This is a genomic window from Paenibacillus sp. FSL H7-0357, assembly GCF_000758525.1.
In the GTDB taxonomy this organism is placed as follows: Bacteria; Bacillota; Bacilli; order Paenibacillales; family Paenibacillaceae; genus Paenibacillus_AQ.
The window spans coordinates 2,890,195-2,903,026 of the sequence record NZ_CP009241.1 but is presented as its reverse complement, the minus strand read 5'-3'; the positions used below and the strand labels follow the sequence as shown (position 1 = coordinate 2,903,026).

Annotated in this window: 15 protein-coding genes and 1 tRNA gene; 5 read left to right on the top strand and 11 right to left on the bottom strand. The window is 47.8% G+C overall.

Features of this window, described 5'->3' with window-relative positions:
- Nucleotides 1-100: 100 nt before the first annotated feature.
- Together H70357_RS12555 and H70357_RS12550 are read right to left on the bottom strand one after the other, a co-directional pair.
- Entirely contained in the window at nt 101-1,948 is a 1,848-nt protein-coding gene (locus tag H70357_RS12555) for a sensor histidine kinase (RefSeq protein ID WP_052091995.1), read from the bottom strand.
- 59 nt (nt 1,949-2,007) lie between these two features.
- Nucleotides 2,008-3,738: a response regulator gene (locus tag H70357_RS12550; protein WP_038589717.1), complete on the bottom strand. Its 1,731-nt coding sequence runs from the start codon at nt 3,736-3,738 to the stop codon at nt 2,008-2,010.
- Between the two features lie 285 nt (nt 3,739-4,023).
- On the opposite strand from H70357_RS12550, the gene H70357_RS12545 reads away from it, so the two are divergent.
- Genes H70357_RS12545 through H70357_RS12535 form a run of 3 tightly spaced genes read left to right on the top strand, consistent with a single transcriptional unit; the run spans nt 4,024 to nt 6,162 of the window.
- The gene (locus tag H70357_RS12545; protein WP_052092522.1) at nt 4,024-4,317 is read left to right on the top strand and encodes a PadR family transcriptional regulator; all 294 of its coding nucleotides are present in this window, start codon (nt 4,024-4,026) and stop codon (nt 4,315-4,317) included.
- Nucleotides 4,314-5,468 (top strand): DUF2812 domain-containing protein, encoded by a 1,155-nt coding sequence (locus tag H70357_RS12540; RefSeq protein ID WP_038589716.1) that lies wholly within the window; start codon nt 4,314-4,316, stop codon nt 5,466-5,468. The genes H70357_RS12545 and H70357_RS12540 overlap by 4 nt, the downstream gene beginning before the upstream one ends.
- A gap of 16 nt (nt 5,469-5,484) precedes the next feature.
- Complete coding sequence (locus tag H70357_RS12535) at nt 5,485-6,162, top strand: DUF7002 family protein (protein WP_038589715.1); 678 nt, start codon at nt 5,485-5,487, stop codon at nt 6,160-6,162.
- Here H70357_RS12535 and H70357_RS12530 read toward each other — a convergent pair.
- The 6 genes from H70357_RS12530 to H70357_RS12505 all read right to left on the bottom strand — a co-directional run bounded on the left by H70357_RS12530 (nt 6,143) and on the right by H70357_RS12505 (nt 9,433).
- Nucleotides 6,143-6,799 carry a hypothetical protein gene (locus H70357_RS12530; protein WP_038589714.1) on the bottom strand — a complete coding sequence of 219 codons (657 nt, stop codon included), beginning with the start codon at nt 6,797-6,799 and terminating at the stop codon, nt 6,143-6,145. The two genes, H70357_RS12535 and H70357_RS12530, sit on opposite strands and share 20 nt — an antisense overlap.
- 56 nt (nt 6,800-6,855) lie before the next feature.
- On the bottom strand, nt 6,856-7,278 hold the full coding sequence (locus tag H70357_RS12525) for a hypothetical protein (RefSeq protein ID WP_038589713.1): 423 nt from the start codon (nt 7,276-7,278) through the stop codon (nt 6,856-6,858).
- Nucleotides 7,275-7,478 (bottom strand): helix-turn-helix transcriptional regulator, encoded by a 204-nt coding sequence (locus H70357_RS12520; protein WP_038589712.1) that lies wholly within the window; start codon nt 7,476-7,478, stop codon nt 7,275-7,277. Before H70357_RS12520 ends, H70357_RS12525 begins: the two co-directional genes overlap by 4 nt.
- A 161-nt stretch (nt 7,479-7,639) precedes the next feature.
- The gene (locus H70357_RS12515) at nt 7,640-8,506 is read right to left on the bottom strand and encodes an alpha/beta fold hydrolase (RefSeq protein ID WP_038589709.1); all 867 of its coding nucleotides are present in this window, start codon (nt 8,504-8,506) and stop codon (nt 7,640-7,642) included.
- Nucleotides 8,503-9,099 carry a TetR/AcrR family transcriptional regulator gene (locus H70357_RS12510; protein WP_038589708.1) on the bottom strand — a complete coding sequence of 199 codons (597 nt, stop codon included), beginning with the start codon at nt 9,097-9,099 and terminating at the stop codon, nt 8,503-8,505. Before H70357_RS12510 ends, H70357_RS12515 begins: the two co-directional genes overlap by 4 nt.
- Before the next feature lie 250 nt (nt 9,100-9,349).
- A tRNA-Leu gene (locus H70357_RS12505) sits at nt 9,350-9,433 on the bottom strand.
- Nucleotides 9,434-9,612: 179 nt separating this feature from the next.
- On the opposite strand from H70357_RS12505, the gene H70357_RS12500 reads away from it, so the two are divergent.
- A complete protein-coding gene (locus H70357_RS12500; protein ID WP_052091994.1) occupies nt 9,613-10,068 on the top strand; it encodes a YhjD family protein in 456 nt (151 codons plus the stop codon).
- A gap of 73 nt (nt 10,069-10,141) precedes the next feature.
- On the opposite strand, the gene H70357_RS12495 is transcribed toward H70357_RS12500, so the two are convergent.
- The 3 genes from H70357_RS12495 to H70357_RS12485 form a co-directional block, all read right to left on the bottom strand.
- Nucleotides 10,142-10,360, bottom strand: a complete 219-nt coding sequence (locus H70357_RS12495; RefSeq protein ID WP_038589707.1) for a hypothetical protein — start codon at nt 10,358-10,360, stop codon at nt 10,142-10,144.
- Between the two features lie 137 nt (nt 10,361-10,497).
- The gene (locus H70357_RS12490; protein ID WP_038589706.1) at nt 10,498-10,815 is read right to left on the bottom strand and encodes a hypothetical protein; all 318 of its coding nucleotides are present in this window, start codon (nt 10,813-10,815) and stop codon (nt 10,498-10,500) included.
- A 105-nt stretch (nt 10,816-10,920) separates the two neighbouring features.
- Entirely contained in the window at nt 10,921-11,493 is a 573-nt protein-coding gene (locus H70357_RS12485) for a xanthine phosphoribosyltransferase (RefSeq protein WP_038589705.1), read from the bottom strand.
- Nucleotides 11,494-11,673: 180 nt separating this feature from the next.
- Here H70357_RS12485 and H70357_RS12480 point away from each other — a divergent pair, with 180 nt between their 5' ends.
- A complete protein-coding gene (locus tag H70357_RS12480; protein WP_063848039.1) occupies nt 11,674-12,795 on the top strand; it encodes a YkvI family membrane protein in 1,122 nt (373 codons plus the stop codon).
- The last annotated feature ends 37 nt before the right edge of the window (nt 12,796-12,832 follow it).

Genomic DNA, 12,832 nt, shown 5'->3' with positions numbered 1-12,832 from the left:
AACTGTTTATGGGTTAATTATAAAGATCGACCCTGGTACTCTTGTAGGAGGTAAAGCGATTATTTCTGGTCTCAGGCGACTGTAAAAAAAAACGCAGGAACTATTCTGATGAAACCGCTTTAAATCTCACAGTAACAAGGGTTCCCTTTCCGATCTCCGTCTCAATGGACAAGCCATACCGGTTGCCTGAGAAATAGCGGATTCTTTCATTGACATTATAGAGCCCAAACGAGCCCTCCAAACCGCCCGGCTGACTCCCGGCAGAGGGATCGATCAGCAGACGGTTGGCCTGATCCTGGCTCATACCGATCCCGTCATCAGAGACTGTGAGCACGATATCCCCCTGCTCATGAGCAGCTGTGATCATGATTCCCCCTTGTTTTTGCTTCGTCTTGCGAATGCCGTGAAGCAGAGCGTTCTCCACCAGAGGCTGCAGCGTCAGCTTCGGCATCATATATTGTTCAAGCCCCGGTTCCGCTTGAATGGTGAACGTAAACGTGGACGGGAAGCGGTTCTGCTGAATCTCAAGGAACACCTTGGCCAGATTCAGCTCATCCACAATGCTGACGTTGTCGCGCCCTTGGTTCAGGCTGAGCCGGAAATAACGGGCCAGCGCTTCAATCATCTGGCTCGTGTCCTCAGCGTCATGGGCAATGGCCGACCAGTTGATCATATCGAGGGCATTGTACAGGAAATGGGGATTGATCTGCGCCTGAAGTGTGCGAAGCTGAGCCTCCCGCTCCTGCATCTTGGCCTGATACGATTCTTCCATCAGGTTATTGACCTTGTGAATAAGATGGTCCACACTGCGCTCCAGCAGCCGGAAATCACCATCAGGCATAGAACGGCGGTCTTCCAGCCAGCCGATCCCTTCCTTGCGGATCATTTTAAGAATCATCTGCACTCTGCGCTGCATGCCTTGAATCATGAACATGAAGAGAACAAAGACCAGTACCAGGAACAAAACCGTAATTCCCGCGAGTGTAGCAATACTGGTGAACTGATTCATCGCTGTAGCCCTGTGTGAAATCTCAGGCTCCGATACCTGTGCGACCAGCTTCCAGCCAGTCGTTCCGATGGTGGTGTACACTACGTTTACTTCTTCACGGCCTAACGAGCGCTTTAGTATGCCTTCCTCCGAGTGTTCGATGGTATCAAACAGCTCTTTAGGCAGGACATCCGCGTCCTTTTGCAAATTCCCTGCTTTATTATCCGACTTATTCAGACCGGCACTATCTGAACTGTAGATCAATCTGCCGCTGGCATCCGATAGAAAAGGAGCGTACTTGTCCGAGAACTGCAGCTCCGACATAATCTCCCCGATCAGACCTTCGGACACATCCATCACGAGAATACCTACAATCTCTTCATATTCCTGGGGATTGCGCAGCATCCGGGCAACGGAGAAAATATTCTTTTTACCAATGTCGTTATACTTCTCCTGATAAACACCGGTCCATACCATCCCCCCACCGGCCTCTATCACCGATTCATACCATGGATATTGCTTTGCATCCTCAAAGGAATACAGATTAATCCGGTCTCCGGCATACAGGCGGGAAGGATCAACAAAAAACCGCAGGCGGAAAATATCCTCATTCTCCTGTGCGGTTTCGGCCAGATTGCGGAGCTCCTTAATTTGTTTTAGCTGCTCCGTGATACTGACCTTCTGGAGCAGATTATCGTAGAGGATTTGGTTCATAAACACTGAATTGCTGCTGTCGCGGATGTGTTCCAGCTTGTAGGTTAAATTCAGCCCTGCCTGCTTAAGTGTAAGCTGCATCGAACGGGTAACTTCCTGTTCCAGAATTTCATTGGACCGCTGATAGAAGGAGGCCAGTAAAATGGACACCGGCAGCAAGATTAGCAGGGCATAGACAAGCAGCCACTTTCTTGCGGCCAGAATCCCCTGTCCAAGTCCAGTCAGATAGCTCCATCCCAATTTCATAAAGGTGACACCTCATTTCTCCGGCCTTTTTGTCGTATCGCCCTTGGGAGGCTCAAGTTCTAATTTTGCTGTTCTCTGTAGGCGCTGGGTGTGCTCCCGGTCATTTTTTTGAACAGCTTGCTGAAATGGCTGGGATCGGTATAACCTACGGCATAGCAGACCTCGTAAAATTTGTTCTGCGGATCTCTCAGCAGCATTTTCGCCTTTTCAATCCGTACTTTGGTCAAATATTCAAACACGGTTTCGCCCGTTTCCTGCTTATACAGCAGCCTTACATAGGTAGGACTGAGATATACGCCTGCTGCAATATCGGCGATCGTCAAATTGTCCGCATAACGCTCTCCGATTAGGCGGCGGACCCGTTCAATGACCTCACTGGACTTTCCGCTGCGTTTGGCCTCCACAAAATCACAGACATGCCGCAAATACGATTCCGTATACCGCAGCAAATCCTGTATCGTTTCCTGGCGCATAACCAGCTTCCAGGCTTCCATTTCCCGTTTCTCCCACTCTGCCGTCATGCCGTTCAGCTCCAGCAGCACCTGGCTGGACTGCAGAATCAGGTGGAGACTGACATTCTGCGCGTAACGGGAGCCCTGCCCCCGGTTCAGCTCCAGCAGTCCAAATATTCCACTCAGTTCCCCCTGCAGCCGGCTTTGATCGCCTGACTTAAGTGCGGTGATTACGCGTTCGCTCCATTCCGGCTCAAAGCGGTAACGCAGATTCTCTCCGGACTCAATGTTGTCCATCGTCAGAATGCGATTTTTACCCAGATACCATTTCTGGTCGGCGGCAGCTCTTGCCTGCTTATAGGAGGCCGGCACCTCAGAAAGGCTGCCTACTCCATCCCCCACCCCGATGGTTACGCTCAGCTTCAGCCATTTCCGCAGATTGTCGCGGATCGATTCCGCCAGCAGCAGCAATTCGTTCTCGGGAGAGCGGTCAGCTGAAGGCTCCGCATTTTCTCCAGCTTCTCCTGGCCGGGGCACTGCATCTAGAACATCTGCCGCCCTGCCCGCAAGCTCCGGTTTGATCTCCCTGTCCGCCTCCTGCCCTCCAAAAGAACGGGTCAACAAAATGCCGACATACTCTCCCGGCTCCTTCTCAAACGTCACACCGCGCATTTGCTTATCCGTTAACTCTTGAATGATATTCAGCACCGTATAGGACAAAAGCTGTTTATCCCGCTCACTGCGTGAATCCATTACCTGCGGAACATCATCAATTACGATGACCATAATGATATAGCTGTCCGCAGAGAGCAGCGGCAGTCCCAGAAATTGCAGTTTATCCTGCACCTGGGCCATGTTGAAGTTGTCGGTGACCACTGACAGCAGAAATTTCTCGCGCAGCAGCGGCATGCTCTGGGTCAGCTTAACCTGCATTTCCTTTACCCGGTCCCGCTCCCGCCTCTCCGCATCCAGTGCAGCAGTCACTTTTCCCATCACGGCGTACAATTCTTTTCTGCTGACTGGTTTGAAAATATAATCAGCCGCATGCATCTGCAGCGCCGATTTCAAATACTCTGCATCGTTATGCCCGCTGATGAACACAATTTTGGCATCCGGCAGCAGCGCACGGACCTCCGCAGCCATCGTAATTCCGTCCATGGAAGGCATCTGCACATCCGTCAGCACAATATCCGGCCTAAGCTCACGTATGAGCGTAAGCCCTGTATCTCCGTCATCCGCAGTTCCGATCAATTGAATCCCTTGTGCTGCCCAGTCTACATAAGTGCGCAGCCCGTTCACCACCGAGGGCTCATCATCCACAATGACTAATGTTTTCATAATATCAGTTCCTCTCTGTATGAGATTATTTGTTTCACAGAATTAAATACCTTATTTCATTGTAAAAAATTTCAACCGATTAAGATATTCTCCTGCAAAAATAATAAAAAGTAGGATTAATGGATTGTAATCCCCCTCATTTCTTATTTCCCGGGAAAGTTTTTTGCATAATAAGTCACGTCGTGATATAGTCACGTTATGACATAGTCACGATGAGACATATATTTTGTGAAAAAGGTGATCCTGGTGTCCTCCATTGAAAAAGCACTTAAAAAGTACGTGCCGATGACCGAGACAGCATTCTACATTCTGTTGTCCCTGACCAAACCGCGCCACGGATACGGAATCATCAAGCATGTTGAAGAATTGTCAGGCGGACGGCTCAGACTGGGGTCAGGTACGGTCTATGGAACATTGACCAAAATGAACAAAGACGGCTTGATCACCGTATTTGCCGATGAAGAGAGAAAAACGGTATATGAGGTATCGGAGCTTGGAAAAAAAGTGATGACCGTAGAAATTGGCAGATTGAAAGAACTGCACAACAATGCGATTAACTGCGAGGAGGAATTCTTATGAAGACTGTATTTCGGCCTTTCTGGAGCTATGACTTGCTCAAAACAGAAACCTGGCTGACCGGGATGGCCAGCCAGGGATGGCTGCTTGAAGGATGGAATATTAAACTTCGGCGGTTTATTTTCCGGCAGGGCAAGCCGGGTAACATTACCTATCAAATCGGGTATGCTCCATCAGCTCAAACCTCCTTGTCCACCTATCTGGCCGCTGAGGGCTGGACAAGGAACGTGCATCAAGGGAAGTGGACCATTTATGCCAATGAACGGCAACCCGGCCAAATTAACGCCTACCCCTCCCGCCAGGAAGCGATCAAGCGAAACCGGAAGATTTCTTATTTTTTCATGGCGATTATCTTTTATTTGTTATTAATTGCACTAATTCCGCTAATCACGATAGGTTTTTCCCTTTCCCATGATACGCCCCTCCGGGTAGTGAAAAGCCCCATGTGGCTGGTTACCTATATCGCTGGAGCCTTTGCCATCGCTCTGCTGGTACTCGCGTTCTATTCCGTTATCAAGATCAGGGCAGCCAATAAAACATTACGCGGGGACAATCAAGACAGCTACGAACTTGACGTACAGCCCGACCCTGCCGGACCCAAGATCATCCGGATCAAACTAGCCTGGATGTACGCTCCGGACCGGCTGGAGCAGTGGCTTGAGAACAAAGAACGGCTTGGATTTAATCTGTGTAAAGTCGGTCTAGGCGGGACGCTGTTCTATTTCTGCAAAGGCAGCCCACGGCGGATGAACTATCATGCCGACTATCAAGTGATTTCCGATGAAGGTTATTTGGAGCTGCACAGGGAAGCCGGCTGGAAGAACGTCTATAGCTCCCTCTCCTCCTTGCAGAAATGGACGATCTGGAGCCGGGAATATTCGGAAGGCGCTGAGCGCCCTGAAATATACAGCGATCAATTCCACCGCTTGAAGCACGCCCGAAAAATCGCCATCAGCTATACTTCGCTATTCCTCCCGCTGCTTCTGCTCTATAGCGTGAATTTGGGGGCATTCATTGATGGCATGCTAAATGACGGAATCACCGCTTCCCGGGCATGGAACACTTCGCTAATGTTCATCTGCATGCTCCTCTTCGGGTCGTTTGCGGGCAGAACCTGGCTGTATTACCGGCGTCTCAAAAACAGTAGACCGTAAAGGACAAAATGCCAATATGAAAACAACCACCCTAGCAGCTATCACTAAAAGCCCGTTAAGACGCTCGCTCTACCATTTCACCAGAGCACGTAATCTTCCGGCTATTGCCGGACTGGACAGACTGGCCGCATCCGTGCTTTTGGACCCTGAGCATGCATGCGGTGTGCACCGGACGACGCTGCAGCAGTCCCGCTATCAAGGCCGCTCAGTCTGGTTAAATGCCCATCTGCGGATCACTCCTGAGGCCATGGACCCGGAAACAACACCGGAGCAATTCCGCGCCTGCCTTGACCGGCATGTCTTCCTGTGGCCGACAGAGCGTGATTGCCTTGCCATGGCTGCTATGTACTCCCGCAGAGAACCCGGCGAACATTTTGCCATCCTGAAATTCTCCGCCTATGAACTGCTGAGTGATCATTTTGAACATATCAGGCTGTCCAAATATGACTCCGGAAGCTCCCCGCGTTATCCGCACCGGATGTCTTACCGCAAGAGCTGCGGGATGCTGCTGCCCATTGAACGTTTCATGGAAGCTGCCGGACATTCGATCCCAACCAAACCTTCCGAGATCAAAGAAGTGCTGGTTGAACAGCAATTGACTCCGGTAAGCCGCTATCTGCAAACGGTATATTGCTCCGACCCCGGGCAAATCCCCGAGGTCTGGAAGCCGCTTTTTATGCCGGGATACCTGTAAAATAAAAACCAATAAACAACAATCCGGGCATTAAGGTTGCCGGGAAGCCTTTGAATCCCTTTTTATCTTTAACAGCAAGAATCACGGCAATGTTCAGCAGCTGTCCTGCCAGAATGGGCAATACAGCAAATAACAGGCCGAACTCACTGTCCGATTTCAATGCAACCATTGTCAGCATCGAATAAAAGACCAAATCCCCCACACCGATAACCGGAATCAGCCCCCGTTTCCCGGGAACCGGAAGACAGATGGACAGCCGCACGGCTGTATTATTTTGTCCCATTAGTTTGGCATTAAGTGTGAACCGCCCTCTCTTGGTGAAACTAAACACATCCATTACCACCACTCCGAGGGCAGCACCAATAATCGCACTCTCCGAGACGAATATGTAGGCTGACAGCATATACGCCAGAAACAGTGCGCAGACGATGTTCAAACCATTGTGCAGATAAATAACAGTCCGGCTGATACTCTTCTTCCAGATCCAAATATTTGCCGCAAACGCAGCTGTGAATCCGGCAATGGCAATCGCATGTGGCAACTCACGAACAATTCCCGCCAATGTCGTTATCAGCGCCGTAAGAAAAAAAATATAGGTTAATTCCCAATGCATCCTGTTCTTCGCAGCAACATCCATTGTGATCTTCCTCCAGTGTTATGTAACTCCTTGTATTCCCGCTTCTCCTAAATCGGCTACATCTGTTTGCTGTATTTAATCATGTAGAAGAGTTGCGTAAAATAGCCAAATAAATAAAGGCCAATGGTAGTCAACACCACCCATAGAGAAATCCCTGCAAAGATAAACAGAAACGGCAGTGCAATCATGACCACAAACATAATATCGAAGGCTTTGGCCTTGGCTTTCATCCGGATAGCTGTATTGCGTTCGTCGCGGAAATCAATCACAGCCTGCTTTTTGAGCTTGGGGTGCTTCCGGTAATACCCTTGAACGATAAGATTAGCAGCACTCATACTGAACAGCCCCGAGCCTATCCCCACACATATTCCGGCAAGCTTTTCTGTACTTTCATCAATCACCAGAAGGCCGACTACAGTCAAAATACCTCCAAGCAGCAGCAGAATAGTAAACAGCCAAACTGTCTTGTTCATTTTCATTCCGATTCCTCCTCATAGATAAAAATATCTTCAATGGCCAGCTTGAAATAGCGGGCAATTTTAAAGGCTAGAATAATGGACGGATTATATCTCCCATTTTCGAGCGAACCAATGGTCTGCCGCGAAACTTCTAATGCCTCGGCAAGCTCCTCCTGCTTAATCCCCCGCTCCTTACGAAGCTGCTCCAATCTGTTTTCCATGCTTTCACCTCACTGATTACGGAAAGTTAACTTTCCATAATAATAGCATTCACCTTTTTCAATGTAAAGCACACTTTCCATTTCCTCATAACTCTAATAAATACAAAAAAGGCCCTTGATGGCATCACTGCCAAATCAAGAGCCTGCCAATACGGGCAGAACTATTCAAAAAAATTCTCTATTTCATTAATAATAGTTTCAAGGTTTCTGTTGTTTTGAAAATGGCTTGCATTTTCCAGGACAACAATTTTTTGCAGCTGATTAAAAATCTCTTTCGACCTTGGAACAACCTGTTCAGCAGGAAAAAATATATCTTGATCAGCGACAATTAGTAAGGAAGGTGCGGTGTACGCCATCAATTCTTCCTTGGTTGCATACTTGGGAAATACCGTTTCCAACCGGACATAATCATATATGTATTGTATCTGCAACAACAAATCTTCATGGATTTCATCATCGAACATTGCTGCACAAGCCTTGTATAAATTTTTATCGGTAGAAATAACTTTATATACAGCAAGCGGAATGAGTATCTTCCTCATCATGCCGGTCATTTTACCTCCCGCAATACCTGAAGGTACAAGAAATACTGCTTTTTCAATACGCTCAGGTGCGTAGGCAGCCAAACGTATAAGTATTCCGCCTCCGTATGAGGGGCCGATAAATTTCGCCTTCGCTAGACCCAGACCATCCATAAAATCACAAACCCACTCAGCATATTCATTTGTTTTGGGATTGAGCCGGATTTCATCACTTTTGCCCGGATGTCCGATGGTATCTGGCGCATAAATACGATAGTTCTTCGATAGAGGTTCAAACCACTTGAGCGTTATTGGATTTACTACATTTCCTCCATGAAAGCAAATTAAGGGTGGTGCCGTTTCATCACCCCCGACTAAAATATGGGTTTTGCCAAATCGCGTATCCACGTATCTGCTCTCAAATTTCGTATCCAGCCGGGATTGCAGCTTGTCATAGATGTGAAGTATTTTTTCTTTACCCAAGGGACTTTTATAGATTGACTTCATCGCTCCACTCTCCCTTCAAAAATCCTCTCCGCAAGACTTTCGATAAAGAAATGTACCACTTCTTCATGATGCTCTCCGCTAATCTCATTTTTATGAAGTACTGTGAAAAATATCGCCCTCATCGCAGATGATACAAAGCCTATATCACATTCAACCTCAAGGTACTTTAAGAGCATTGAGATCTTGTCCTCGTCATCCGATAGATGTTCTTTAACAGTTTCTTCCGGCAGCTTTTGGATCAAAAGCTCGTAATCACCGTTTTGAAGATTTAGAATCCACGGGTTTTTCTGGACCTCTATAAACATTTGCTTTAGACCCTGGATAAAACTCTGCTTTGGAGGCTCATTAGAGGTTTTTAATGCTTCAAGCATTGCATTCTTTATACGTTTATCAACGCTTTTAAGAACATCGAAAAAAAGCAGTTCTTTTGATGGATAAAATAAATAAAATGCACCTTTTGAAATACCCGCCATTCTGACGAGCTCGTCCACGCTGGTTTTTTTAATTCCATACTTTCCCCAGCATATCTCAGCCTTGCTTAGGAGCCTTCCCTGTATAATTTCCTTTTCCTTATCGCTAAATTTCTTCGCCATGCCGCCTCCTCAATACTCTATGACCGATTTTGATTTTATAGTCATAGAATAACGTTATTACTCCTTGAAATCAATAGGCCTCCCTGTTTTCTTGCCCCGGATTCTTATACTCCATAAGAGCTGAACAAAGACATTCACATGCCAGAAGAAAAGGCAACTAACGCTGGCGGCACGTTCAATTCGCCTAAATATACTAAGCCACACAAAAGAAAAACCCCTTCCTAGGAAGGGGTTTCTTTGTAAAACAGGATGCGGTCAAGAGGACTCGAACCTCCACGATATTGCTACCACTGGCACCTGAAGCCAGCGCGTCTGCCAATTCCGCCATGACCGCATATTATGATGACTCGCTTTCGCGGTCACAAGATAGATCATATCATACAGAGAAATCAGAGTCAATCTTTTTCGATTTTTCTTTGGTTTCATTAATTTTTGGTTAAATATTGCTTTTATTGATGAATAAGAGGTATAATAAGAACAAGGGTTCGCATAATATAAATGAGGTGATTTATAATGGCGACTACCAAGAGAAGTACACTAATCACACCAGCTATTCCTGAAGATATAACCAAAGACGAATTGTCCCTTGTCAGAAGCTATCTGTTGCTAACGTTTATTCATAAAGTATTTGAACGGGATTGCCGGGTGATCGGCAAGAGTGGTCTGTTTAAGACGCCACAGCTTTACATGGAACTGGTGTCCAGCGCAACTAAGAAGACCTCGCTAATGCTGCAAGAGGTAACCCGTGAGCTGGCTTCACATCATTTGAAGATCACCACCATCCGCCAGGATCAGCGAGGCGTTGAAGCACAGTATGCCTGCCGCGGTTATGTGGGAGAGATCAACATCCTGTGGCCTGGATTCCGCAATGAAATGATGCTGCGCATGCGCGCTTATCTCGGATTGAATCCCGAGCTCGCCGTTCTCCCCAAGGAAGACAGCGTCGAACAGATGGCTATGTCCATCTAATATCATAATGAAGTATATAAATAATGACAGCCCTTATCCATAACCGGACAAGGGCTGTCATGCTGTGAGTTGCTTATATATTGTCCGGATCTTGTCTAGGCTCCGAAAAAGGCTGATACACGTAATTACGGTCAAGCTTCACTATCCGCTTATTGGGACGGCGCACCATCACCTGTGACTCGTCCCAGGCCAATACAATACCCTTGACGTCATTGCTCTCCAACGCATCACGTACGACACGTATTTTCTCTCCGGATATCCGGTACGCATCCAGCTGTTCATCACTGATCATGTGGTAATACTCCCCTCCCTCCGTTAGTTAGCTTGTCCATTGTCTCCCGCAATTCACTCATGAAAAAGGCCCGAATGATAAATCATCTGGGCCTCAGTTCCTTACTAGAAAGCAATTCTGTATGTCTTATGAAGATACTATATCAGCGCTTCATTCTTCTCAAACCAGAAATCAAGAACTTTAGCGGACATCACACGTTCTTCCAGATATTCAACCTGATGATCACTGAAATTCTGTTTCCAGTTGAAATCCAGTTCTTTACACAAACCTGTGATTGTCAAAAGTTCCGACCAGGCTACATAACGTTTGTACCAGAAAAATTGAGGATGTTCAATCATATAGGGATACAGATCGTCGAACTCCGTGTGTTTACAATCCAGCGCACGCTCGAAATGATCCTTGGCCTCGGATAATTTATCTATAAAGAATTGCTCTGTCACCGGTTCTTTCCCCATTGTGACGCCTCCTCTCCTATGTCTAATGTTTATTATAAAGGAAAAGTCATAGGGTGAAAAGCAGATGTTTTAAAAATAGGCTATACACCTATTAATTGCCACTGCTTAGTCGCCAAAGACTATTGTTCCTTCACTTAGAGACATAATTCGGACCAGCGACTCCAGACGGATGCCCTGTTCCCGGATGGTGCGGGCTCCTGCCTGAAAGCTTTTTTCCACCACTACGCCCAGCCCCACCAGTTCGGCCCCTGAACGCTGGATGATCTTGATCAGTCCGCGTGCTGCATCACCATTGGCGATAATATCATCAATAAAAAGAATCTTATCATCCGGGGAGATATACTGGCGGGACAACATAATATCAGTAACGATTCCCTTGGTGAACGATGGTACTCTTTCGCACAAAGCATCAGGATCGGCGAGCAATGTTTTTTTGCGGCGGGCAAATACAAGCGGCACCTTCATTTCATAAGCGGTGGCAAATGCCACGGCAATACCCGAGGACTCCACGGTAACTACCCGCGTAACTCCGGCGTCCGCAAATCTCCCGGCAAACTCCCGTCCCATTTCCATCGTCAGCATGGGATCCACCTGATGGTTGAGCAGACCGTCTAGTTTCAGTACCTGATCCGAAACGACGACCCCTTCCTGCAAAATCCGCTGTTTCAATACTTCCATAACTTTGAACCTCCATTACCCTTTATAATTCCAGACGTTCCACTCTAATACACCCATTTGCCATTAGGCGGAAGTCATGTCCTTCTGTTCCTCATCATAACCTGTACTATATGGACTGCACAAGGCAATCCTGCGGGCGGTGCCCATTTTTTATATTCATAGCATTGAAGGAGGCGAGCCATGAAATCCCATGTCCGCACATTGCAAATCGCTTTCACTTATATTGGCACAATTGTAGGCGCCGGATTTGCCACCGGCCAGGAAATCCTAAGGTTTTTCACCCGGTACGGCCACTGGGCGGTATTAACCATTCTGCTCGCGACGGTGCTCTTTATTTGGCTGGGCACCAAAATGATGGTGATTGCCCGGCGCATCGAAGCTGATTCTTATGAAGACTTTAACCGCCATCTCTTCGGCGAGCGGGTTGGCAGCAGCATCAGCCTCTTTACCTTGATCGTTCTCGTCGCAGTCAACAGCATCATGCTGGCAGGGGCAGGGGCGATATTCCAGGAGAATCTGGGATTGCCGTTCCAGGCAGGTCTGTTAATTACAATATTCGGCTCATACTTTTTACTGAAACGCGGAATTTCCGGTATCCTGCAAATCAACAGTGTTGTCGTGCCCTTAATGCTTACTTTGTCGCTAATCATCATTTCCAATACGCTCGGTGTGCCGGGAGCAGGGCGCTTTCTGTTCCTTGAAACCGATCGCAGCATCTTCGGGGCGTGGATGTCGCCACTGCTCTATACCGCCTTCAACCTCGGGATGGCCCAAGCCGTGCTTGTTCCGCTGGCCCGCCATACCGATGATGAAAAATCCCTGGTGCGGGGCGGCATCCTCGGCGGGGCAGGGATCGGGTTCATGCTGCTGGCCGCTCATTTTGCCATGAGCTCGCAAATGCCTGGCATCCTGCAGTTTGAAATCCCTATGGGCAGCATCGCCTTCCGGCTAGGCCCGCTTGTGCAGAGCATTTATCTGCTGCTGATCTTTCTGGAAATCTTCAGCACTTTTGTAGCCAACATCTATGGAGTCGGAGTACAGCTTAAGCAACATTTGCCCATCGCCCCGTCCCTCGTCACTCCCCTGCTGATGCTGATTTGTTATTTATTCAGCCAATTTGGCTTCAGCTCACTATTGGGAGTTTTCTACCCTATATTCGGTGCCTTGGCGCTAGTCTGGGTTATTATGCTGCTGCGCGCGCCTATGTCTCCTCCGCCCCGGATAGCTGACCCTTCCGGCCCGGAAGGCAAAGCCATCACCATTGTAGCTGTCAAACCGGTGATTCGGATCACACGGAAATAACAGCTGGAAGGATAAAGCAACTATTCCCTCCGGATGA